Consider the following 21,482-nt stretch of genomic DNA (forward strand, 5'->3'; position numbering starts at 1 on the left):
GTTCACCCCGGCCGGACGGGCGGCGCTGCAGCCGTGGGCGCGTGGTGCGGGGGCACCTCGGCGAACAGGTCGACCAGCGCGTCCCAGCGGGTGCGGCGGCCGGCGGGGAAGCGGGCCTCGGCGCGGGCCCGGCGGCGCGAGCCCGGCCGGTACCACCGGTGGGCCCACGGTGAGCTGGGCCGGGCCAGCCGTACCGCGCCGACGAGCGCGACCAGCGGGACGAAGACGCCGACGACGCCCAGCACCACCCGGCCCTTGAGGATCGCGGCCAGGGCGAAGACCAGGTTGACCCCCACGGTGGTCCACACGATCGTCTCGCCACCGGCGTCGTAGGCGTCGAACGGGTTCGCGCCGACGAGCAGCAGCCCGCCGACGACGAGCGCCACGAGGACGGCGTCGATCGAGCTGCGACCCTGCCGGCTCCAGTAGACGTCCTCGAGGTGCAGCCAGAGCGCGAACTCGTCGAGGGTGAGCGCGGCGCCGGCCCCGAACAGCACGGCCAGCACCTGGAGCCACGGGGTCCCGGGCCGGTAGGTGAACTCCAGGGTGCCGGTGCCCAGCAGCAGGAAGATGCCGTAGACCTCGTGGTGCACGTGCACCCCGCCGATGCTGGCGTCGCGGAACGGCCCGCGGCCGGTCCGGATGGCCCGGGTGACCAGCCGGGTGACCAGGAAGGTCACCAGGAACGCCAGCACCATCCAGGCGACGACGACCCGGCGCCCGGTCAGCTCGGGCAGGAGCTCGAGGTCGATGTCCACCCGCCACCTCCGCGCCGCGGACCGGTCGCCGCCGATCGTGGTGCCGGCGCCGGTCCGCCGACAAGCAGGTCAGCCGCCGTGCAGGTGCAGCAGGACGGCCTCGTCCGGCAGCAGCACCAGGTCGCGCACCGCCGAGGTCGGGCGGTCGGGGTCGGTGGACACGAGCAGGGTGGACTCCTCACCTGGGGCGAGGGCGCGCGGCCCGAGGCTGAGGTTGACGGCGGCCAGCAGCCGCTCGTCGCCGTCCTCCCGGAGCCAGGCCAGCACCCCCGGTGCGGCGTCCAGCACGCGCTGCCGGCCGGTCTGCAGGGCGGAGGAGGCGGCGCGCAGCGCGCCGAGGCGGCGGACCAGGGACAGCGTGGACGACGGGTCGGCGGCCTGGCGCTCGACGCACAGCCGCTCGGCGTCGGCGACCAGCGGCAGCCAGGGCTCGCCGGTGGTGAACCCGGCTCCCGGGCCGGCGACCGACGGCGGCCGCCAGGGCAGCGGCGACCGCTCGGGGTCGCGGCCGTCGACGTCGACGACCCGGTCCGGCGGGACGACCGCGTCGGGCAGTCCCAGCTCGTCGCCCTGGTAGAGGAACGGCGTGCCCCGCAGCGCGGTCAGCAGCAGCGCAACCGCGCGCGCCCGCGCCGGACCGTGCCCGCCGTCGTCGTAGCGGGTGGCGATGCGGGAGTGGTCGTGGTTGCCGAGGAACCACGCCGGCCAGGTCTCGGGCTCGGCCTGCGCCTCGAACTCCTCGATCGCGGTGCGGAAGGCGATGGCGTCCCACGGCAGGTGGACGAACACGAAGTTGTGCGCCAGGTGCAGCTGGTCGCCGCCGGCGAGATAGGCCAGCACGCGGCGCAGGTCGAGCAGGTACACCTCGCCGACGATCATCCGGTCGGGGAACTCGTCGACCACCCGCCGGATGCCGCGCAGCCGCTCGTGCGCGGTCTCCCAGTCCTGGTCGTGCCGGCGGTCGGAGCCGGCGTTGCTGCGCAGCAGCGGGTCCTTGGCCAGCCGCTGCAGCGCGTCGATCCGCAGCCCGTCGACGCCGCGGGCGAGCCAGAACCGGATCGTGTCGTGCATGGCCGCCTCGACCTCCGGCTCGTCCCAGTTCAGGTCGGGCTGCTGCGGCGTGTACGAGTGCAGGTACCACTGGCCGGTGGGCTCGTCGTAGCTCCACGCCGGGCCGACCGCGGCGAACTCCGAGCGCCAGTCGTTGGGCGGCCCGCCGTCGGGGGCGCCGTCCCGCCAGACGTACCAGTTCCGCTTCGGGTCCTCGCGCGAGGACCGGGAGGCGCGGAACCACGGGTGCTGCTCGGAGGTGTGGTTGGGCACCCAGTCCAGCACCACCCGGATGCCGCGCGCGTGGCAGTCGGCGACCAGGTCGTCGAGGTCGGCGAGCGTGCCGAACAGCGGGTCGACGTCGCAGTGGTCGGAGACGTCGTAGCCGAAGTCGGCCATGGGGGAGGGGAACACCGGCGAGAGCCAGACCGCCACGACCGACAGGTCGACGAGGTGGTCCAGGTGTGCCTGCAGGCCGCGCAGGTCGCCGACCCCGTCGCCGTCGGAGTCGGCGAACGACCGCGGGTAGACCTGGTAGACCGCGCCGCGTCGCCACCACTCCGTCACGGGCCCTCCTCGCTGGCGCTCGTCGGCCTCGTGGCGGAGGACCGTGCTGTGCCCACGCGTGACCTCGCGAGCTCGGTCACCAGCCCTCCTCGCTGGCGCTCGTCGGCCTCGTGGCGGAGGACCGTGCTGTGCCCACGCGTGACCTCGCGAGCTCGGTCACCAGCCCTCCTCGCCGGCGCTCGTCGGCCTCGTGGCGGAGGACCGTGCTGTGCCCACGCGTGACCTCGCGAGCTCGGTCACGGGCGCGGGATGTTGCGCAGGTTGCTGCGGGCCAGGTCGATCATCTTCCCGACGCCGCCGCCGAGCACCTGCTTGGTCGCCGACGTCGCGAAGCCGCGGATCTGCTCGCCGGTGATGGCCGGCGGGATGGACAGCGCGTTCGGGTCGGTGACGAACTCCATGAGCACCGGGCCGGGCTCGGCCAGGCCCTTCTCCAGCGTGCTGCGCACGTCGCGGGGGTCCTCCACCCGCATCGACCGGATGCCGACCCCCTCGGCGATCGCGGCGAAGTCCGTCGGCTCGTGGTCGGTCTCGAAGTCGGGGATGCCGTCGACCATCATCTCCAGCTTCACCATGCCCAGCGAGGCGTTGTTGAACAGCACGACCTTGACCGGCAGCCGGTGCAGCCGCACGGTGATCAGCTCGCCGAGCAGCATCGCCAGGCCGCCGTCGCCGGACATCGACACCACCTGCCGGCCCGGCGCCGCGAACTGCGCGCCGACGGCGTGGGGCAGGGCGTTGGCCATCGAACCGTGCCGGAAGGAGCCGATGACCCGGCGACGGCCGTTGGGCGTCAGGTACCGGGCCGCCCACACGTTGCACATCCCGGTGTCGACGGTGAAGACGGCGTCGTCGTCGGCGAGCTCGTCGAGCTGCGCGGCCACGTACTCGGGGTGGATGGGCCGCATCCGCTCCACCCGGTGCGTGTAGGCGTCGACCACCTTCTCCAGCGCCTCGGCGTGCTGCCGCAGCATCGAGTCGAGGAAGCGCCGGTCGGTCTTCTGCTCCAGCAGGGGCAGCAGCGCCCGGATCGTCTCGCCGACGTCCCCGTGGACGGCGACCTCCAGCGGGCTGCGCCGGCCGAGGTGACCGGCGTCGGCGTCCACCTGCGCCGTCCGCCGCTGGGGCAGGAAGTTCGTGTACGGGAAGTCGGTGCCCAGCAGCAGGAGCAGGTCGGCCTCGTGGGTGGCCTTGTGCGCGGCGCCGTAGCCGAGCAGCCCGTTCATCCCGACGTCGTACGGGTTGTCGTACTGGATCCACTCCTTGCCGCCAAGCGCGTGCCCGACCGGGGCCAGCACCCGCCCGGCCAGCTCAACGACCTCGTCGTGCGCGCCCGCGCACCCGGCGCCGCAGAACAGCGTGACCGTGCGCGCGGCGTTCAGCGCGTCGGCCAGGGCCTGCACCTGCTCGGGCACCGGACGCACCGGCGAGGGCCGGGAGACCAGAGCGGTCGGCACGGTCGGGCCGCCGGACTCCTCGGCCGCCAGGTCACCGGGGAGCACGACCACCGAGACCCCGCGCCTGCCGATCGCCGTCTGGATCGCGACGCGCAGGGTGTGCGGCATCTGCTTCGGCGTGACCACCTCGCACCAGTACGAGCAGTCCTGGAAGGTGCGCTCGGGGTGGGTCTCCTGGAAGAAGCCCATCCCGATCTCCTGCGACTGGATGTGCGAGGCGATCGCCACCACGGGGGCGCCGCTGCGGTGGGCGTCGTAGAGACCCTGCAGCAGGTGGGTGTTGCCCGGTCCGCAGGAGCCGGCGCACACCGCCAGCTGCCCGGTGACCTGGGCCTCGGCGGCCGCCGCGAACGCGCCGCCCTCCTCGTTGCTGACGTGCACCCACTCGATGCCCTCGGTGTGCCGGACGGCGTCGACGACCGGGTTGAGGCTGTCTCCGACCACGCCGTAGACCCGGCGGGCACCGGCGTCGCGGAGCATGCGGACCAGCTGGGCGGCGACGGTCGGGTGGGCCATGGCGACCTCCGGGGACGGGGGAGCGGCGGCGACCGCGTCCGGCTGGGCTGCCCTACCCGAGCGGCCCGCGGTCGAGTCGTGGCGGGGGGCGTGCTGCGGTGACACGCCGTCAGCGGGCGAGGAAGTGCACGCCGAGCCACACCCAGGCGAGCAGCACCGCGACCCGGCCCGGTGTCGTCCGCATGGCGGCGCCGACCGCCTCCCGGACGGTCGCCGGCCCCGCGCCGCGCCGCGCGGCGGCCTCCAGCGCGAGGGCGGCGACCAGCAGGACGGCGAACCCGACGGCGCCGGTCACCCCGGCCGCCGGGACCCGGGACGGGTGACCAGCCAGGCGCCGGCCGCCAGCCAGGCGAGGGTCGCCCCGCCGCGCAGCACCGGCGAGGCGAGGACCGGGTCGGCCAGGTCGCTGAGCGTGGGCAGGTCGTCGTCGGCCAGGGTGACCAGCTCCCAGGCGACGGCCGCTCCCAGCCAGCCGAGCCACGGCAGCCCACGCCGGCCCACCGGCGCCGTCCCCGCGCCGGCGCGCCGGGCCAGGCCCGCCGCGGTGACGACGGCACCGGCGGCGGCCACGGCGAGCAGGGCGCCCGCGGACAGCTCGCCCGCGACGGCGACCGCGGCGGCGCAGGCGAGGGCCGCCGCGGCGCAGGTGAGCCGGCGCGTGGAGCGGGAACACCGCATCCGTGCATGCTGGCGCAGCCGACCGCAGGAGGGTGCTGGTCCTCGCCGTGGCGCTGGTCCCCGTCCTCGGCGCCTGGAACAACCTGATCGTGCACCGGCTCCCGGGCCGGCCCGGGTCCTACGTGCTGGCCAACGTCGCGGCGGCGGGGGTCCTGCTGGTCGCCGCCCGCGCCGCCGGGCTGTCCTGGGCCGAGCTCGGCCTCGGCCGCCGGCGGCTCGCGGCGGGCGCGCGGTGGGGCGGCGCGTGTGCCGCGGTGGTCGCGGCCGGCTACGGCACGGCGCTGGCGGTGCCCGCCCTCCGGCCGCTGCTCGGCGACGCACGGGTGGCCGGCCTCGGGGGAGGGGAGCTCGCCGGGCAGGTGCTGGTCCGGATCCCGCTCGGGACCGTCCTCTGGGAGGAGGTCGCGTTCCGCGGGGTGCTGCTGGCGGCGCTGGGCCGGCTGCTGTCCCGGCGCGGGGCGACCGGGGTCTCCGCCGCCGTGTTCGGCCTCTGGCACGTCCGCCCCACGCTCGGGGCGCTGGCGGCGAACGACCTGGCGGGCGGACCGCTGGCGCGCACCGGCGCCGTGGTGCTGGCCTGCCTGGGCACCGCGGCCGCCGGCGTCCTCTTCGCCGAGCTGCGGCTGCGCAGCGGCAGCCTGCTGGCCCCCGCCCTGCTGCACCTGGCCACGAACTGCCTGGGCCTGCTCGCCGCGGCCACCGTGCACCGTTGAAGGACCCCGGGCGGGGCCGTCCGTAGACTCGGCCCCGATGACGGCGGGGAGGTGGCGGGCGGCGCTCGCCGTCCTCGCGGTGGTCGCCGGGGCCCTGGCCGTGCTGACCAACCTGGCGCTCTTCCCGCTCTACTCGCTCAACCGCGACGACTCGGTCTACGTCGCCATGGCCCGGCTGCTCGAGACCGGCGCGGTCACCCTCCCCGCCGACCACGACGCGTTCCGGCCCTGGGCCTCGGCGGTGGTCGGCGACCGGATCGTGCTGAAGTACACGCCGCCCTGGCCGGCCGTGATCGCGGCCGGTGACCTGCTCACCGGCTCGCCGCGCGCGGCCCTGGCGGTCAGCGCCGCGGCGGCCGCGGTGCTCGTCGCGCTGCTGGCCGCCGAGGTGCTGCGCGACCGCGCCGTCGCCCTCACCGCCGGCGCGCTGTTCGCGCTCTCGCCGGTGGTCGTGGTGCAGAGCGGCACCTTCCTGCCGTACCTGCCCGCCCTGGGGCTGGGGCTGGGCGCCGCCGTCCTGCTGCTGTCGGGGGCGCGGCTGGGCTCGACGCCGCGGCTGGTCGCGGGCGGCGCGGTGGCCGGGGTCGCCGCGTTCGCCCGGCCCTTCGACGCGCTGCTCACCGTCGCGCCGTTCGCGCTCGCCGTCCTGCTGGCCCGGGAACGCGGTGGCCTCTCCCGTCCCGGCCTGGTCCTCCGGGTGGCCGCCGGGGCCGTGCCGGTGCTGGCGCTGACGCTGGTCTACAACGCTGCCGTGGTCGGCGGGCCGTTCCGGCTGCCGTTCACCGTCACCGGCCCGCAGGACACCTTCGGCTTCGGCGACCGCGGCGTCTTCCCGCAGTACACGGTGCACTTCACGGCCGCCGACGGCGCGACCGGGATGCTGGCCAACCTCCTCGCGACGCCGGGCTGGGTCGCCGGCGGGATGGTGCTCGTGGCGCTCGCCGTCCTCGGCCTGGTGCGGACGCGCGGCGCAGCACGCTGGGCGGTCGCGGCGCTGGCCGTGGTGGTGCCCGTGGGCTACCTGCCGTTCTGGGGGCCGTGGGCGATCAGCGCGCAGTGGGAGGGCCTGGAGCTGTTCGGCCCCTTCTACTGGCTCCCGGTCGTCGTCCCCCTGGTCGTGTTCGGCGCCGCCGGTCTGGTGCGGCTGGCGCGGCGGAGGCGGTCGCTGGCGGCCGTCGCCGGGGTGGCGATGATCGGGCTCACCGCGCTGGCCGTGCCCGGCCCGGTGACCGGCAACCGGGAGGTGACGGAGGAGTACCGGGCGGTGCAGCGGGTCGTCGAGGACGCCGGCCTCGGCGACGCGCTGCTGTTCCTGCCGGAGCGGGGCGACCTGGGCTTCGAGAGCGACACGCCGTTCCTGCAGAACGACCCGTCGCTGCAGCAGCCGGTGCTCTACGCCGAGCAGCGCGGCGCGGCCGACCTCGCGCTGGCCGCGCGCTTCCCGGGCCGTTCCCCGTACCGGCTGTCGCAGGACGACGACGACCCGCCGGTCGTCGAGCCGCTGCGGGTGGACGCCGGTCCGCAGGTGACCCTGCGGCTGCGGCTCGCCGTCCCTGCCGGCGCGCCCTCCGCCGTCGCCTACCTGCGGGTGGGGGACCGCACGTACGAGCAGCCCCTGGGCTCGTCCGGCGAGGTGAGCTGGACCGTCGCCGCGCCCGGCGCGGCGGCCGACCCCGGGGCGGTGGTGCTCGACGCCGACGGCGTGCTCGCCGTCGGCCTGGCCGTCCGCGCGCCGGGGGACGACGGCCCCGGCGACCGCTGGGAGCGGCGGGTCGCGCACCGCACCGTCGACGGCGGGGCGCGGGTGGAGCTGCTGCGGCCGGGCCAGGCCTGGGCGCGCGCCGACGGCGGCGGCTGGGTGCCCGACGCGACCGGCAGCCCGGTCGAGGAGTTGGGTTGACGGACCTGTCGCTCGGCGGGGGTCAGGACCGAGGCTGCAGCGGCGGTCGCACCGATCCGCTGCGGGCACAGGCGGATGTGGCGTAGCGCTCTGCACCGGGTCTCGAGCAGGGCGGTGCCGCGCTCGCCCTCGGCGCGTAGCCGGGTCAGCAGCTGATCGCGGTGCTCGGGGCCAGGCGGGCGCCCTCGAGTTCGAACCCCTTCTGTGACCCCTCCCGCGAGAACCCCCTACGCGGCACCGTGGGCCCTGAGGGACACCACGGCCGTGATCAGGGCGCCAGGAAGGCGCGCCATCCGTCGGGAGGAGGTTGACCCGGCGAGAGCGTCCGCAGCCGGGCGAGTGTGGTCGGGTCCTGGACTTCCAGCCAGGCGACGAGTTGGCGGAAGGACACCAGGCGGACGTCAGGCTGTTCGGCCATCTGGCGCAGGGCATCCTCGACGGCGTCCATGTAGATGCCGCCGTTCCACTGCTCGAAGTGGTTGCCGATGAACAGCGGCGCCCGGTTGGTGGTGTAGGCGCGTTCGAAGCCCGCGAGGTAGGCGTCGCGGGCCTGGGCTCGCCAGGTCGGGTACATGCCCGGGTCGCCGTCCGTATCGCCGTTGGTCTGCTTGTACATGATGTTGTAGTCCATCGCCAGGGCGTGGCGGGCCTTACCGGCGGGGGCGCCGGGGAACGGCACGGCCTGCAGGGGGAAGTCCCACAGGCCCAACCGCTGGTCGGGCCAGACCTGCACTCCACCGGGTGAGCTGGCGTCGTACTTCCAGCCCAGCGCGGCGGCGGTGGGCAGCAGCCCCTCCTGGCCCTGCAGGCAGGGGGTGCGGCCGCCGATGAGCTCGCGCTCGTAGTCGAAGGGGAGCGGCGCCACGTCGGGTCGGCCGGCCAGCCCGGTGGTGGTCTTCCAGGTCTGCACGAACCGCTTGGCCTGGGCGATCTCCTCGGCCCAGTCGGCCGGCGTCCACAGCGAGACCCCGTTGTCCCCGCAGAAGTGCCCGTTGAAGTGGGTGCCGATCTCGTGGCCGTCCAGCCACGCGGCGCGGATCTCGCTCATGGTGGCGACGACCTCGGCGGTGGACAGGAAGGTGATGTCCGAGGCGCCCACCGGGTGCCGCGGCGGGGCGTACAGCATCCGGTGTTCGGACGGCAGCGCGTAGATGCCGCTGAGGAAGAAGGTCATCGCCGCGCCGTACTCGGCCGCCAGCGAGCGGAACCGCGGGAAGAGTCCGGTCTCCAGGTTGGCGGCTCCGTCCCAGGAGAAGACCACGAACTGCGGCGGCGTCTGTCCTGGCTCCAGCCGCTGGGGCACTGGCTGGTGCGGCTGGGGACCTGTGTCGGCGGTCGACCCGTCGCCGATGAGCCGTCCGGTTCCGTCACTGCTCTCAGCAGGGTCGTACCCGGTCAGGCCACGACCCAGCCCGATCCCCAGCACTGCTACCGACGCATACTCCAGGAACTCCCGCCGGGACAACCCGCTCATGTGGCCGAGCTCCTTCCGCTTGGCGTCGTGTGCGGATGTCGAGTCGGACCGGGCTCGAACGGCATCCGCAGATCGGCCGCGACCGCCGCCACCAGCGCGGCCAGCTGCTCGTGGACGAAGCGGTCGCGGGCCCATCGTTCACGCGCTCCGGGATCAGCCGGTGGTGACGCGCCGAGCACCTGGACGACTGTCCGCGAACCCCGTCACGAGGTGTCCTCATCGGAAGGGGCTGTTCATGGGCGCGTGTCGGCCGCGTCGTCCCAGGACGCGTCGTGGACCTCGCTGACCGGGCCAGCCGTCGGGACATGGTCATGGTCATGGCGAGGTGGACCATCGCCTCGGCGTGCTCGGTGGGGGTCCGACTGAGGTCTTCTCACCCGGAGTTCACACCCAGTCGAAGGGCGCGGTTGGCGTCGCTGGGCTTCTCTCACCAGGATCCCGTGTCACTCAGGCCCACTGCCGCGCCAGCCAGTCGAGGACCCGCTCCCCGCGCAGACCGACGGCGAGCGGCTCGCAGTGGCCGGCCGCGCCCTCCTCGGCGGTGAAGCGCACGAGCTCCCTGGGACCGGGCAGCATCTCGTACAGCCGCCGGGACTGGCCCGGCCAGAACTGCTCCTGCTCGGGGTCGGTCACCAGCACCGGGCAGGTGACCTGCCGGACGACGTCCTCGGTCAGCGTGTACGCGCGGGCGGCGGTGAAGAAGTCGAACGGTGAGGTCGTGCCGTAGGGCCGCATGCGCCACGTCATCATCGCCTGGACGCGCGGGGTCAGCCGCAGCCCCAGCGTCACCTCCTTGTCGAACACCTCCCGGTTCCCGGCGTCGAGCAGCCGCACGAGGTGGTGCGGCAGGTGAGCGAGCATCGCCGCGGACACGTCGACGACGCCGGGGTCGGCGACTGCGGCGGCGACGCGGTGCTCGAAGGCCACGGCCCGGGGCACCCAGTAGCCGGCCTGGCTGACGCCGACCAGGGCCAGCCGGTGCGGGTCGACGTCGGGACGGGCGAGCAGGGCGTCGACGACCGGGGTGACGACGTGCTCCCAGTCGGGCCGGAAGTGCAGCCCCTGGCGGACGAGGGCGGCGTTCTGGCCGGGGCCGTCGAAGGTCATCGCGTTCCACCCGCGGGCCAGGGCGCCGGAGATGCCCCGCACCCAGGCACCCACCACCGAGCCGTCGCTGCCGTTGGTGTAGACCAGCGTGGGCCGGGGGTCGTCGGGCGCGCCGGACCGGAACAGGTAGCCGGGCAGGGTGGTGCCCTCGTAGGGGATCTCGAGGCGTTCGACGGCGAGGTCGGTGGCGTCGACGAAGGCGTCCCAGGCCCGCCGGTGCCGTTCCCACAGCGATGCGAACAGGCCGTCGTCGCCGGTTCGGTCGGCCGCCTCGGTCGCGGTGGCGAGGTAGCTCGCGGCGCGCAGGGCCCGGGCCGCGGTGGAGGCGGCGCTCCCGTCCTCGGCGAGCAGCCGGTCGGCGGTGGCGGTCCACTCGTCGACCCAGGACCGGCCGTTGCCGTCGCGGATCCGGTCGACGGTGGTGAGCACCTCGCCGACGTCGGCGGCGCCGGCGAACACGCCGCCGAGCAGGGTGCGGGTGGCGAACTGGAAGTCCTCGTCGGTGAAGAGGGGCCGCACGGCCGTCACCTCCCGGGTGGACGACGACTGTGCCGTCCGGCGGCAGCCCGCGGCACCCTGCCGGCGCCGCGCGGGGGCGGGCGCTCGCGGGTCGCGCCGGGGCGCGAGGGGACCGGCCGGTTCCGTGAGGCCGCGCAACGGGGTTCCCGGGCCGGACCGGGCCCGGCAGCATGGCGCGGTGGATGGACTGGCCGCGGCGCTCGCGCTGCTCGCCGCCGTCCTGTTCGCGGTCGCCTCGGCGGTGCAGCAGGAGTCGGCCGCCGACGTCCCCCAGGCGCAGGCCCGCGGCGGCCGGCTGCTGCTCGCGCTGGCCCGCAGCCCGCGGTGGTGGGCCGGGACGCTCTGCGACACGGCAGGGTTCGCCGCGCAGGCGGCGGCGCTGGGACTGGGCTCGCTGCTGCTGGTGCAGCCGCTGCTGGTCACCACCCTGCTGGTCGCGCTGCCGCTGGGCGCCCGCTGGGGCGGCCGACGGCTGCGCCGCTCGGATTGGGTCTGGGCGGCGCTGCTCGTGCTCGCCCTGGCCGTCTTCGCCGTGGTGGGGGAGCCCACCGCGGGCGTCGACCGCGCCGGCTGGCGGCCGTGGCTGCCGGCACTGGTGCTCCTCGGCCTGCTCGTCGGCGGGTGCCTGGCCGGCGCGGCGGTCCGCCGGGGGACGGCGCGGTCGGTGCTGCTCGCCGTCGCCGCGGGAGTGGCCTTCGGCGTCGGCGCGGCGCTGACCAAGGGCGTGGTGAGCCTGCTCGACGACGGGCTGCTCGCCCTGCTGACCAGCTGGGAGACGTGGCTGCTGGCCGTCGCGATGGGCGGCGGCACGCTGCTGCAGCAGTCGGCCTATCAGGCCGGGGCGCTGGAGGCGTCGCTGCCCGCGGTGACCGTGGGGGAGCCCGTGGTCGCCGTCGCCCTGGGCATCGCGGTGCTGGGGGAGCGGCTGCGGGCCGACGGGCTGGAGTGGGCGCTGGTCGGCGTCCTGGTCCTGGTCATGGTCGCTGCGACGGTGGCGCTGGCCCGGGCCGCGGCGCGGGACGCCGCGCCCGTTCCCGCCTGAGCACGGCGGACGAGGACGGGGTCGGGTCGGGTCGGTACAGCGCACAGGACGTCGTCCCACAACGCGGCGTGAGGGGCCCCTGACCGGACCGATGGGGTGTGATCCAGTCACCGTTCCGGCGCGGCAGGCAGCAGCGCCTCGGCGATGTCGAATTCCATCGCCCACTACGTGGCCTGGTACACCAGCAGCGCCTCATGCACCGCCTCGGCCGCGTCCCACCCACCGAGGCCGAGGTGACCTACTTCGTCGAGCCGTGGCCCGCCAACCGGCAGGCCCACCGAGACCCGAGGGTGCATGGAACCGGGGACGCTCCAGCTCGGACGAAGCTGAGCCGCACGGGACCGATGAGTGCCGAGGCCGGCAGAGGTCTCCACCCGCGGCAAGCAGCCAAGCGGACGGAGCGAGCAGATGACACGGACCCGCATCCACAACCTCTCCATGTCGTTGGACGGATTCGCCACCGGTGAGGGCCAGGCGCCCGACGCCCCCTTCGGCCACGCCGGCCAACGGCTGCACGAGTGGATGATCGCCACCCGCTTCGGCGCCCCGATCCTGGGACGCAAGGGCGGCACCGTCGGCATCGACAACGCGTTCGCCCAGCAGCACGAGCCGGGCATCGGCGCCGAGATCATGGGCGCGGGCAAGTTCGGCCCCCCGGGCTGGCAGGACGACGCCGACTGGAAGGGGTGGTGGGGGCCGAACCCGCCGTTCCACACGCCGACCTTCGTGCTCACCCACCGGCCGCGGTCGCCGATCGAGATGGCCGGCGGGACGACATTCCACTTCCTCGACGCGCCGCCGGCCGAGGCCCTCGACGTCGCGCGCGAGGCGGCAGCCGGCCAGGACGTGCGCATCGGCGGCGGCCCGACCGTCGCCCGCGACTTCATCGCGGCGGGGCTCGTCGACCACGTCCACCTGGTCCAAGTGCCGATCGTGCTCGGTCGCGGAGTGCGGCTGTGGGACGGTCTCGAAGCTCTAGAGGCGGACTACGACATCGAGGCGGTCTCGGCACCCAGCGGCGTCACCCACTTCACGTTCACGAGGTCGTGACGGCGCGGATCTTCCTGCGTGTCGATAACCGATGCCGGCTTGGGCGGTTTCAGTCAGGTCGGGATCTTGCCAAGGCGTTGATGGACGGTCAGATCCCGGCGAGCTTCACGGCGCAAGGGCCGACCGGCTCGGTCACAGAGGTGCTCGACATCGCTGAGGTGCACAGTGTGCCCGAGGCTCACATCTTCGCCTTCGACCTCGCGAAACAGCTGGACGCTGCCAAGAGCACGCGCGGGGACATCCGGAAGCTCCCGCGATGTCGACCTCAGGTAGCGGATGCGATCGGTTGGGCGCCCACTCGTCCACCTGCCGTGCGTCGCGGTTGGTGACGCCTCTTCCGCTGACTGTCCTTCAGTGGGCCGCTGAGGGGGAATCGCCGTCAGATCTGACCGATGATGAACCGCAGGAATGTCCAGAGTCCGAGGACCGCGAGCGCGACGACAAGACCGAAGGACAAGCCCACAGCAGTGCTGGCGAGGCGGTCAGACGAGGTCATCTCGTACGGGGTTGGTGGCACTGGATCAGGCAGTGGTCGGTGAAGCCATTCAGCGGCGTGCTGTTGCGAGCAGAAATCGGCATCCAGGAAGTCGAGTCCATCCCCGCGATCGTGACGGGTCACTTCCAGATGCAGCCAGTTCCGCCCGCCGTCAACATCCGTCCACCGCCGACCACAAGTCGCGCAGGCAGCTGCGTCCACCGGGTCGATCGTGGGCATGTCACAACCGACGGCGACGCCGCGATGGTCCCTGCAGAGGCAACACCGACGTCGTGGCGGCGAACGAGTCCGAGTCGGAACGGTGCGCGGTGTTCCATCGTGAGCTGCTCAAGAGCCCCCTGCCCAGCTCGCCGCGAGGACGGATTCGGGGACACGAGGCCGCACCTATCGCTCGTCCGAACCACCTTCCGGGCCACGTCTCGACGTGGCGACCCGGGCAACCCACGGCATCCGCTCCATGTGGAACGGCAGGGTCCGACTGATCGGGCCGATGATCAGAATCGCAGCTCGCCGGGACGAGCGGGGGTGTACGACCCGACGTCAGGGAGCCGGAGGTGGACCGGTGATGGACACCCCGTAGTCGCTGAGTATCTGCGAGAGCCGCTCCACTGCCTCGGGAGGCGGAGGCCCGGGTACGGGTGGCAGTTCACCACCGGGATGGCTGGGTGCGCCATCGGTGACGAAGAACTGCTCGAAACCGGCTGGCGTGATGAGCAGGAGGAACCGCGCGGTGTCGCTACGAACCCGGTACGCGTGCTCGCTGCCCGAAGGCAGATAGAGGGTGTCGCCGGCCGACACGACCGTGTGGTCCTTCTCCGACCAGCCGTCCAGGTCGCCGTCGAGGACGATGAAGGTCTCGGCCTCACGGGTGTGCCGGTGCAGGGGCGAACCCGCTCCCCGGCGCCCGATGTGCTCGATCAGCGCGAGACTGCCCGCGGTGTCCTGGCCGGTGAGGCGCATACGCAGACGCAGACCCAGGTGGTCGTACGTGCTGCCCGCGGCGGCACGAACGAGCTGAGTCGTCATGGTGACTCCCTTCCACGACGCCCCTGCAGTCTGACGACAGCCGGCGCGATTGTCTGCGTCGGCCGGCACCCCGGACGAGTCGACGTCGCCAGCCCGGCCGACCGCGGCAACGACGGCAGGAGTGGATGAGTCCGCGGCAACCTCCGGTGGGGACACCTCGACAGCCGGGCGCCGGAGGAGTCCAGGGCCCCGGTACGTCACCCGCCGCAGCGTCGGCAGCGGGTTCCGACGGCTCGGCGGGAGGTACGGTGTCGTCCCGGATCCGAGGTCCTACCTCTGACCGACGCGGTCGAGCCCCAGCGCAGCCACGTCCTGCCCGGCTGCCGAGCAGCGCCAGACCTCGTCCGCGTCGACCATGCAGCGGTCCCACACGGTCGAGGCGCGCAACCCGGGCTCCTGCGCCGATGAGCTGTTGCCCTGGTCCTCCTTATCCGGGGGCTCAGCCAGGTCGACGTCCGGGACCGTCGGGGACGTCGTCGGCGCGCTCGCCGATCAGGGGAGGACCCCCCTGCTCCCCGCCACTCGCAGGCTCGCGACGGGACCCCGCGGGGGGGCCGCCGTCCTCCCCATCCCTCCAGAGCTCAGGGCGGGACCTGGGACGGGACCTCGGCTCCTCGTCGGCGTCGCTGCGGCTGACCAGCCACGGCTGCAGGTCCTCGAAGCCGCGCACCGAGCGGCGCTGCAGCGGCTCGATCCGGTAGCCGGGGTGCCGCCGCAGCCGGGCGGCCAGCTCGCGGTCGACGAGCACGCTGCCGGCGCGGGCCACCGTGGTCAGCCGGCTGGCCAGGTTGACCACCGACGAGTACACGTCCCCGAGCCGGGTGAGCACCCGGCCGTGCGCCAGGCCGACCCGCAGCGGCGGCCGGTCCCCGGCCGCCCACCGCTCCGGCAGCGACAGCGCGATCTCCGCCGCGGCGGCCGGGTCGGTCGCGGTGAACAGCACCCCGTCGCCGACGGTCTTCACCACCCGCCCGCCGCCGCGCGCGACCACCTCGGCGGCGGTCGCCTCGAAGTCCTCGACCATGACGCCGAGCTCGGCGCCGCTCATGCCGCGCGTGCGGGTGGTGTAGCCGACCAGGTCGGCGAAGCCGACGGCCAGCTCGCGGATCTCGTCGCCGGGCGGTGCGGTCGGCGCCCGCTCGACGGCGTCGGCCAGGTGGCGGCGCCACACGTGGTCCTGCACCTCGCGCAGCCGCGACAGCAGCGCGTCGGCCGCCAGCGGCTCGCCCGGCTGGTCGGGCTGGCCGGCGCGATCCCGGCCGAGGGCGCCGGTGAGCAGGGGAGCCTGCCAGTCGGCCAGCCGCGCCAGCGGCTGCGCCAGCGCACGGGCGAACGACGCCTCGGTCCCCGGGCCCACGGACCCGGCGTCGGCGAGGTCCAGCAGGGTGCGCACCGCGGCGACGTCCTCATCGGTGAACACGACGTCGTCCTCGGCGACCTCGGCGAAACCCAGGGCGTGCCACAGCCGCCGGAAGCGGTCCGGCGGCAGCCCGGACAGCTGGGCCACCTGCGCCCGGGTGTACCGGCGGCGGCCCCCCAGCAGCAGCCGGTCGAGCTGCGCGGCGATCGGGTCGCGACGCGTCCCACACTCGTCGTGCACCTCCCGAGTGTGCGGCTCACCCCGGGACGGCGCTGCGCCGGCGCTCGAGCAGGGCGAAGACGAACGGCGGCAGCGAGAGCACCACGGTCGCCAGCGCGAGCAGCAGCACGTAGACCACCGGGTTGCCGGTCTGCAGCTGGTCGGGGGGCACGAACCCGAGCAGGAACGAGACGACGCAGCCGAGCAGGCCCACGCCGCCGATGAGCCAGACGCCGGGCAGGCCGCCGGGGATGCGGTAGGGGCGGGGGACGTCGGGCTGCGTGTGCCGCAGCCGGATGACCGCGGCGAACACCAGGGCGTACATGGTCACGATGACCTGCGCGGTGACCGCCGAGAGCATCCAGTACGAGGTGCTGACGCTCGGCACGAGCACGAACAGCAGCGCGAACACCGACCCCGCGACCGCCTGCACGACCAGCAGCGCCACCGGGACGTCGTTGCCGTTCACCCGGCCCAGCCGCGCCGGGGCCAGCCCCTCGCGGGCGACCGCGCCGACGCCCTTGGCCGGCCCCAGCACCCACGGCGTCAGGTGCGCGACCCCGCCGAGCGCGACGACGACGGCCAGCGGCGCCAGCAGCCACCCGATGTCGAGCCGCTGCAGCACGGTGGAGAACAGTTCCATCGTCCCGGAGACCAGGCTGATCTCCCGCTGCGGCACGACGAACGCCATGAACAGCGAGCCGAGCACCGAGAAGGCGACGGTGACGGCGACGGCCAGCGCGATCGCCCGGGGCACGGTGCGGCCGGGGTCGGCGGTCTCCCGGGCGTGGAAGCCGGCCATCTCCATGCCGGTGAACAGCAGGATGACCCCGCCGAGGAAGGCCACGTTCTCCAACCGCACGTCCGGCACCAGCGCGCCGGCGGAGAACGGGATCTCGGAGGGGCCGCCACGCAGCAGATACGCCGCCCCCAGAGCGACGACGAGGACGGCGGGCAGGATCGAGCCCGCGATCGTGCCGACCGCCCCGATCACCGACGACGTCCGCACCCCGCCCAGCGCGGCGGCGGTGGTGCCCCAGAAGACGACGAGCATGACCGCGACCAGGAAGAACCGGTCGTCCGCGAGCGCCGGGTCGAACGCGTAGGCCAGCGAGGCGGCGATGAACGACAGCACGGTGGGGAACCAGGCGATGTTCTCGGCGTAGTCGCACCAGACCGCCAGCGCCCCGGTCCGGCCGCCGAAGGCCTCCTTGACCCAGGCGTACACGCCGCCCTCGCGCGGCCAGGCGGTGCCGAGCTCGGCCGCGGCCATGGACACCGGCACCAGGAACACGCCGATCGACAGCGCGAACAGCGCGAGCATCGACCAGCCGTACTCGGCCATGACCGGCAGGTTCCGGGCGCTGACGATCGAGGCGATGTTGACCATGGCCAGCGACAGGACGCCGAGGCGGACGGTGCCGCCCGGCCGGGTCACGCCGCCGACCGCCGCTCCGGCGCCGACGGCGCGGGCACGCCGCCGACGGCCTTGGGCACCAGCAGCTCGCCCAGCCCGGGCAGGGCCAGGAAGCCCTCCGCGCCGGCGTAGCGCAGTCCCACCCGCGGGAGGTCCGCGCGGCGCCGGTAGGCGAGCACCCGCGGCAGCCACTCGGGGTCGAACTTGGCGTTGAAGTCGTGCAGCGACTTGATCTGGAAGAACGGGTTCAGCACACCGACCGCCCAGCGCGCCGCGCGCTGCGCGGGGGTGAACGGGACGTCGTCGGCGAACAACCGCCCCCACATGGCGAAGTTCATCGACAGCCGGGCCACGCCGCGGGCGCCCAGGGCGGTCGCGGTGGAGGCGATGAGGAACTCCGTCATCCCGTTCGGCGCATCCGGGTCGTGGCGCATCAGGTCCAGCGTGTAGCCGAACGACGGCCCGTAGGCGGGCACCAGCCGGAGGAAGCCGCCGGGCCTGCCCTCGGCGTCCTCCGCGACGCACAGCAGGAACCCGGGGTCTGCACCGGCGCCGCGGACGTCCTGGGACAGCGACATGGTGAAGCCGCGCTCGGGGTGCTTGCCGCGCCAGCGGGCGCTGATCGCGTTGAGCTGGTCGACCAGCGCCGGCGGGGCGTCGGCCTCGGCGACCAGCCGGAAGCGGTGGGTCCGCCCCACCCGCCGGACGGCGGCCCGCAGCCCCTTGCGGCCCGGGCCCTCGAGGGTGAACCGGCGGCAGTCGATGACCGCCTCGTCGCCCAGGTAGAACGCGCTGAACCCGCGCGAGGAGTACAGCGGCATGCTCGCCTCACGGGCGGCCAGCAGGGCCGGCGTCCAGGCCCGCTCGTCGCAGAGGGCGAGGAACTCGTCCAGCACCCGCGGCACCGACTCGCGGGCGCCGATCGGGTCGCCGGAGACCAGCGCGTAGCCGCCGAGGTACGTGTAGGCCAGGAACGCCTCGCCGTCCCGGGAGAAGAAGAACGACTTGTCGTCGCGCAGGGCGAAGTAGGCCAGGGTGTCCCAGCCGTAGGTGTGCACCAGCCGCTCGGCGTGCGCCCAGTCCTCCTCGGTGTGCGGACGGCGGGCCGCGGCCAGCGGGCGGAACAGCAGCACCGCCAGCGCGACCAGCCCGACCACCCCCAGCGCGAGCAGGGCCGCGGGGTAGAACGCCGCGAAGAACCGGGAGCCGTAGCTGTAGGGGCCGTCGAGGCCGACCAGCCCGGCGAGCACGGTCTGCAGCGCCCCGAGGAGGGTGAGCGGCGGGTCGACCCGCCCCCGCTCGGCCCACAGCGCGGCCAGGCCGAACAGCAGCACCGCGGTCAGGTACAGGGGGACGAACCGCAGCAGGCGCAGCAGGGACGGCGGATCGGCCGGGGCACGGAACGCCGACCGGTACCGCACCAGCCCGGCGAGCAGCGCCAGGCACAGCGCCACGGCGACCGGGTGCGGCCCCTTGACCACGTGCGCGACCGCCCCGACGGCGAACAGCAGCACCGCCAGCCGCCAGGCCAGCGCCTTGCGCCGGGCCAGCTGGTCGGACAGCAGGAGGAGCAGCAGCCCCACCACAACCGACGCGACCGCGCCGCTCACCGGGACCCACAGCGGGCCGAACGCCGTCCCCCGGCCGACGAGCCGCTCGTGCACCACGGGCAGGGCGGTGAGCAGCTGCAGGACGCCGGAGAGCGCGGTCAGCCCGGCGAGCACCCGCACGGCCGGCGCATGGGTGCGCGCCGTGGGCGGGGGTGCCGGGACCGGGCCGGAGGAAGGGGCCATCGACGGCAGCGCGACGACCGAGCCGTCCGCCGTCCCCGCGCCGTCCGGGCCGGCCGTGCTGCCGGCGGGCAGCGGGGTGGGGGCGACCAGCGGGCGCACCGCGCCGTCCGGGCCGGTGCCGGGGACCTCGGGGCGCAGCGTCGGGAAGAGGATGACCTCGCGGATCGAGTCGACGCCGGCCAGCAGCATGACCAGCCGGTCGATGCCGATGCCCAGCCCGCCGGTGCAGGGCATCCCGCACTCCAGCGCGCGGACGTAGTCGAGGTCGACGTCCCCGGCCTCGGGGTCGCCGTGCGACTTGGCGCGGGCCTCGGCCTCGAACGCGGCGAGCTGCTCGACCGGGTCGTTCTGCTCGGAGTAGGCGTTGCACAGCTCGAAGCCGGCGACGATCAGCTCGAAGCGCTCGACGTAAGCGGGGTCGTCGCGGTGCACCCGGGCCAGCGGCGAGACCTCGCGCGGGTAGTCGACGCAGAACACCGGCCCCACGACCGAGTGCTGCACCTTCTCGTCGTAGACCTCCTTCATCAGCCGCCCGGCGCCCCACGAGGCCTCGTAGGGGATGCCCAGCCGGTCGAGCACCGCGCGCGCGTCGTCGATCGGCATGGCCGGGTGCATGGGAGCGCCGGTGGCCTCGGCGATCATGTCGGCGAACCGCTTGCGGGGCCACGGCGTCGCGGCCAGGTCGATGGTGTGGCCGGCGTACCTGACGGTGAGGTCCTCACCCAGGGCGGCTCGTGCCGCGGCGGTGATCAGACCCTCGGTCAGCTCCATCATGTCGGTGATGTCGCCGAAGGCCTGGTAGGCCTCCAGCAGCGTGAACTCGGGGTTGTGCCGGGTGTCGACGCCCTCGTTGCGGAAGACCCGACCGATCTCGAAGACCCGCTCCAGGCCGCCGACGATCAGCCGCTTGAGGTGCAGCTCGAGGGCGATCCTCAGGTAGAGGTCGAGGTTCAGGGCGTTGGAGTGGGTGACGAACGGCCGCGCGCTGGCCCCGCCCTGGATGGTCTGCAGCACCGGCCCCTCGACCTCGGTGAAGTCGAGGTCCTCCAGGTGCCGGCGGATCGCCCGCACCGCCGCGTGCCGGATGCGGAAGACCTGCCGGGTGCGCTCGTTGACCTCGAGGTCGACGTAGCGCTGGCGGTAGCGGGTCTCCACGTCGGTCAGGCCGGCGTGCTCGGGCGGCGGCGCGCGCAGCGCCTTGCCGAGGACGGCGAAGTCCTCGACGCACACCGACAGCTCGCCGGTCCGGGTGGTCATCACGGTGCCCTCGGCGCCGATCCAGTCGCCGCGGTCGACGTCGTCGAACTCGGCGTGCCGGTCGGCGCCGAGGACGGAGCTGTCGACGTACAGCTGAATGGCACCGGTCCGGTCGCGCAGCGTCGCGAAGCTCAGCCAGCCCTGCCGGCGGATGAGCTCGACCCGGCCGGCGACCCGCACGCGGTCCGTCGTCCGCACGTCGGGGGCGAGGTCCGGGTGGGCCGCGCGGATGCCGGCGGCGGTGGCGTCCGGGGGCCAGCGGTAGGGGTAGGCGGCGGTGCCCCGGGCGCGCAGCGCCTCCAGCTTGGCCAGCCGGTGCGCGCGCTGCCCCGCGCTGCGCCCGGCGACGTCGGTTCCGCTGACCACCGGGCCATGATGGGGAGGACCCCGGGCGGTGCGATCCTCGCGACGACGCCGGTCGCCCCCGGCCTCGCGCGTCCCCGGTGGGTCGCTGCGCTCAGGGGCGGACGGCCCCCGCTGCGTGTGGTCGCGACCGGGACCCTCGCCCCTGGTGGCGAGCCGGGCGGGACGGGATCGTGCGCTCTCGTGCGACGGACTTCTCTTCCCGTGTGGGCAGCCGCCGGCCTCCTGGTGCTCGGCGGTTGCGCCGCCGGGCAGGAGGCCGAGACAGCCGAGGAGACCCCGGACGTCGCGGGCGTCGACGGCACGGTCGGCGAGGTGTCGCTGGACGACGTCTTCCTCGACGCCGAGGACACCGTCGAGGCAGGGGCCTCCGTGCCGCTGCGGGGTGTGCTGACCAACGACGCCGAGCAGGCCGACCGGCTGGTCGGCGTCAGCACCCCGGCGGCGGAGTCGGTCCAGCTGCTCGACGAGTCCGGTGCACCGAGCCCTGACGGGATCCAGCTGCCGGCCGGCGGTCAGGTGGAGGCCGTCAGCGGTGCCGTGCGGATGCAGCTGGAGGGGGTGACCGCACCGATCGCCCCCACCGACACCGTCTCGGTCACCTTCACCTTCGCGACGGCCGGTGAGGTGGCCCTCGACGTGCCGGTCGCCCCCGGCGCCGGTCCCGTCGACTAGGGCGCCGCCCGCACCCGTTCGGTGGCTCGGCCGGATGCGTGCCCG

At 74.5% G+C, this 21,482-nt stretch carries 18 protein-coding genes and 2 pseudogenes; 7 read left to right on the forward strand and 13 right to left on the reverse strand.

What is annotated here, in order from left to right:
* Positions 1 to 2: 2 nt before the first annotated feature.
* From ACI79G_RS00755 to ACI79G_RS00775, 5 genes are all read right to left on the reverse strand, one after another.
* A complete protein-coding gene (locus ACI79G_RS00755) occupies positions 3 to 758 on the reverse strand; it encodes a hypothetical protein (protein ID WP_456878820.1) in 756 nt (251 codons plus the stop codon).
* A 69-nt stretch (positions 759 to 827) separates the two neighbouring features.
* Positions 828 to 2,375 carry an alpha-amylase family glycosyl hydrolase gene (locus ACI79G_RS00760; protein ID WP_456878821.1) on the reverse strand — a complete coding sequence of 516 codons (1,548 nt, stop codon included), beginning with the start codon at positions 2,373 to 2,375 and terminating at the stop codon, positions 828 to 830.
* Positions 2,376 to 2,611: 236 nt separating this feature from the next.
* On the reverse strand, positions 2,612 to 4,348 hold the full coding sequence (locus ACI79G_RS00765) for a pyruvate dehydrogenase (RefSeq protein ID WP_456878823.1): 1,737 nt from the start codon (positions 4,346 to 4,348) through the stop codon (positions 2,612 to 2,614).
* A 109-nt stretch (positions 4,349 to 4,457) separates the two neighbouring features.
* Positions 4,458 to 4,643: a DUF6186 family protein gene (locus tag ACI79G_RS00770; RefSeq protein ID WP_456878825.1), complete on the reverse strand. Its 186-nt coding sequence runs from the start codon at positions 4,641 to 4,643 to the stop codon at positions 4,458 to 4,460.
* Positions 4,640 to 5,026 carry a hypothetical protein gene (locus ACI79G_RS00775; RefSeq protein ID WP_456878827.1) on the reverse strand — a complete coding sequence of 129 codons (387 nt, stop codon included), beginning with the start codon at positions 5,024 to 5,026 and terminating at the stop codon, positions 4,640 to 4,642. Before ACI79G_RS00775 ends, ACI79G_RS00770 begins: the two co-directional genes overlap by 4 nt.
* A gap of 32 nt (positions 5,027 to 5,058) precedes the next feature.
* Between ACI79G_RS00775 and ACI79G_RS00780 the strand changes: the two genes are divergently transcribed.
* Both ACI79G_RS00780 and ACI79G_RS00785 read left to right on the forward strand, forming a co-directional pair.
* On the forward strand, positions 5,059 to 5,739 hold the full coding sequence (locus ACI79G_RS00780) for a CPBP family intramembrane glutamic endopeptidase (protein WP_456878828.1): 681 nt from the start codon (positions 5,059 to 5,061) through the stop codon (positions 5,737 to 5,739).
* A gap of 37 nt (positions 5,740 to 5,776) precedes the next feature.
* Complete coding sequence (locus ACI79G_RS00785) at positions 5,777 to 7,639, forward strand: DUF7846 domain-containing protein (RefSeq protein WP_456878830.1); 1,863 nt, start codon at positions 5,777 to 5,779, stop codon at positions 7,637 to 7,639.
* Here the strand turns inward: ACI79G_RS00785 and ACI79G_RS00790 are convergent.
* The 3 genes and pseudogenes from ACI79G_RS00790 to ACI79G_RS00800 form a co-directional block, all read right to left on the reverse strand.
* Positions 7,639 to 7,800: pseudogene (locus ACI79G_RS00790) on the reverse strand (IS5/IS1182 family transposase); the annotation flags it as partial. The gene ACI79G_RS00785 and the pseudogene ACI79G_RS00790 overlap by 1 nt on opposite strands.
* 107 nt (positions 7,801 to 7,907) lie before the next feature.
* Positions 7,908 to 9,113: a hypothetical protein gene (locus tag ACI79G_RS00795; protein WP_456878831.1), complete on the reverse strand. Its 1,206-nt coding sequence runs from the start codon at positions 9,111 to 9,113 to the stop codon at positions 7,908 to 7,910.
* A gap of 447 nt (positions 9,114 to 9,560) precedes the next feature.
* Positions 9,561 to 10,739 carry an alpha/beta hydrolase family protein gene (locus ACI79G_RS00800; RefSeq protein ID WP_456878833.1) on the reverse strand — a complete coding sequence of 393 codons (1,179 nt, stop codon included), beginning with the start codon at positions 10,737 to 10,739 and terminating at the stop codon, positions 9,561 to 9,563.
* 178 nt (positions 10,740 to 10,917) lie between these two features.
* Between ACI79G_RS00800 and ACI79G_RS00805 the strand changes: the two genes are divergently transcribed.
* From ACI79G_RS00805 to ACI79G_RS00820, 4 genes and pseudogenes are all read left to right on the forward strand, one after another.
* Complete coding sequence (locus ACI79G_RS00805) at positions 10,918 to 11,781, forward strand: DMT family transporter (protein ID WP_456878835.1); 864 nt, start codon at positions 10,918 to 10,920, stop codon at positions 11,779 to 11,781.
* A 107-nt stretch (positions 11,782 to 11,888) separates the two neighbouring features.
* Positions 11,889 to 12,076, forward strand: a pseudogene (locus tag ACI79G_RS00810) (IS3-like element ISMysp3 family transposase); the annotation flags it as partial.
* 113 nt (positions 12,077 to 12,189) lie between these two features.
* Positions 12,190 to 12,831 carry a dihydrofolate reductase family protein gene (locus tag ACI79G_RS00815; RefSeq protein WP_456878838.1) on the forward strand — a complete coding sequence of 214 codons (642 nt, stop codon included), beginning with the start codon at positions 12,190 to 12,192 and terminating at the stop codon, positions 12,829 to 12,831.
* The gene (locus tag ACI79G_RS00820; RefSeq protein WP_456878840.1) at positions 12,828 to 13,160 is read left to right on the forward strand and encodes a hypothetical protein; all 333 of its coding nucleotides are present in this window, start codon (positions 12,828 to 12,830) and stop codon (positions 13,158 to 13,160) included. The genes ACI79G_RS00815 and ACI79G_RS00820 overlap by 4 nt, the downstream gene beginning before the upstream one ends.
* A 50-nt stretch (positions 13,161 to 13,210) precedes the next feature.
* Here ACI79G_RS00820 and ACI79G_RS00825 read toward each other — a convergent pair whose 3' ends face one another.
* The 5 genes from ACI79G_RS00825 to lysS form a co-directional block, all read right to left on the reverse strand.
* Positions 13,211 to 13,546, reverse strand: a complete 336-nt coding sequence (locus ACI79G_RS00825; RefSeq protein ID WP_456878841.1) for a hypothetical protein — start codon at positions 13,544 to 13,546, stop codon at positions 13,211 to 13,213.
* Positions 13,547 to 13,867: 321 nt separating this feature from the next.
* Positions 13,868 to 14,353, reverse strand: coding sequence for a cupin domain-containing protein (locus tag ACI79G_RS00830; protein WP_456878842.1), 486 nt, complete (start codon positions 14,351 to 14,353; stop codon positions 13,868 to 13,870).
* 439 nt (positions 14,354 to 14,792) lie between these two features.
* Positions 14,793 to 15,953 carry an adenylate/guanylate cyclase domain-containing protein gene (locus ACI79G_RS00835; RefSeq protein WP_456878843.1) on the reverse strand — a complete coding sequence of 387 codons (1,161 nt, stop codon included), beginning with the start codon at positions 15,951 to 15,953 and terminating at the stop codon, positions 14,793 to 14,795.
* Between the two features lie 16 nt (positions 15,954 to 15,969).
* Entirely contained in the window at positions 15,970 to 17,370 is a 1,401-nt protein-coding gene (locus tag ACI79G_RS00840; protein ID WP_456878844.1) for an APC family permease, read from the reverse strand.
* On the reverse strand, positions 17,367 to 20,765 hold the full coding sequence (gene lysS, locus ACI79G_RS00845; protein ID WP_456878845.1) for a lysine--tRNA ligase: 3,399 nt from the start codon (positions 20,763 to 20,765) through the stop codon (positions 17,367 to 17,369). Before lysS ends, ACI79G_RS00840 begins: the two co-directional genes overlap by 4 nt.
* A gap of 201 nt (positions 20,766 to 20,966) precedes the next feature.
* On the opposite strand from lysS, the gene ACI79G_RS00850 reads away from it, so the two are divergent.
* Positions 20,967 to 21,437: a copper chaperone PCu(A)C gene (locus ACI79G_RS00850; RefSeq protein ID WP_456878846.1), complete on the forward strand. Its 471-nt coding sequence runs from the start codon at positions 20,967 to 20,969 to the stop codon at positions 21,435 to 21,437.
* The last annotated feature ends 45 nt before the right edge of the window (positions 21,438 to 21,482 follow it).

This window comes from Geodermatophilus sp. SYSU D00779 (genome assembly GCF_054050595.1).

Coding starts and splice junctions, on each gene's coding strand:
- ACI79G_RS00815 (WP_456878838.1), top strand. CDS start 12,190: ATGACACGGACCCGCATCCACAACCTCTCCATGTCGTTGGACGGATTC.
- ACI79G_RS00775 (WP_456878827.1), bottom strand. CDS start 5,026: ATGCGGTGTTCCCGCTCCACGCGCCGGCTCACCTGCGCCGCGGCGGCC.
- ACI79G_RS00825 (WP_456878841.1), bottom strand. CDS start 13,546: ATGCCCACGATCGACCCGGTGGACGCAGCTGCCTGCGCGACTTGTGGT.
- ACI79G_RS00795 (WP_456878831.1), bottom strand. CDS start 9,113: ATGAGCGGGTTGTCCCGGCGGGAGTTCCTGGAGTATGCGTCGGTAGCA.
- ACI79G_RS00765 (WP_456878823.1), bottom strand. CDS start 4,348: ATGGCCCACCCGACCGTCGCCGCCCAGCTGGTCCGCATGCTCCGCGAC.
- ACI79G_RS00830 (WP_456878842.1), bottom strand. CDS start 14,353: ATGACGACTCAGCTCGTTCGTGCCGCCGCGGGCAGCACGTACGACCAC.
- ACI79G_RS00785 (WP_456878830.1), top strand. CDS start 5,777: ATGACGGCGGGGAGGTGGCGGGCGGCGCTCGCCGTCCTCGCGGTGGTC.